The following is a 530-nucleotide window of genomic DNA, read 5'->3' as shown; positions in this document are numbered from 1 at the left end:
TTGGTCAAGCGGTTAAGACACCGCCCTTTCACGGCGGTAACACGGGTTCGAATCCCGTACGGGTCACCATTGGAGGATTAGCTCAGCTGGGAGAGCACCTGCCTTACAAGCAGGGGGTCGCAGGTTCGAGCCCTGCATCCTCCACCATGCCGGCCTAGCTCAATTGGTAGAGCAACTGACTTGTAATCAGTAGGTTGGGGGTTCAAGTCCTCTGGCCGGCACCATTTTTTTAAAATGAATGAAAGTGTGTACTTAAAAAGTATACTATTTTTTTGGAGGGGTAGCGAAGTGGCTAAACGCGACGGACTGTAAATCCGTTCCTTCGGGTTCGTAGGTTCGAATCCTACCCCCTCCACCATTTCCATATTGGGGTATAGCCAAGTGGTAAGGCAACGGATTTTGCTTCCGTCATGCGTAGGTTCGAATCCTGCTACCCCAGCCATACCTAACCTCTTGAATAAACTTCTCTGAGGTATTATGAGGAGCGTATGCTTCCACCGAATAATCTACGAGTAACCCCGAAGCACAAA

At 49.8% G+C, this 530-nt stretch carries 4 tRNA genes; all 4 read left to right on the top strand.

The window, feature by feature from the left end:
• The first annotated feature begins 71 nt into the window (after nucleotides 1-71).
• Nucleotides 72-147: transfer RNA gene (locus tag RZN25_18605), tRNA-Val, on the top strand.
• Nucleotide 148: 1 nt separating this feature from the next.
• Nucleotides 149-224, top strand: a tRNA-Thr gene (locus RZN25_18600).
• A 50-nt stretch (nucleotides 225-274) separates the two neighbouring features.
• Nucleotides 275-358, top strand: a tRNA-Tyr gene (locus RZN25_18595).
• A 9-nt stretch (nucleotides 359-367) separates the two neighbouring features.
• Nucleotides 368-442, top strand: a tRNA-Gln gene (locus tag RZN25_18590).
• Nucleotides 443-530: the final 88 nt, after the last annotated feature.

The sequence above is a fragment of the Bacillaceae bacterium S4-13-56 genome (assembly GCA_040191315.1).
GTDB lineage: Bacteria > Bacillota > Bacilli > Bacillales > JAWJLM01 > JAWJLM01.
The sequence above is the reverse complement of the archived record's forward strand: the minus strand, read 5'-3'. Positions and strand labels throughout refer to the sequence as shown.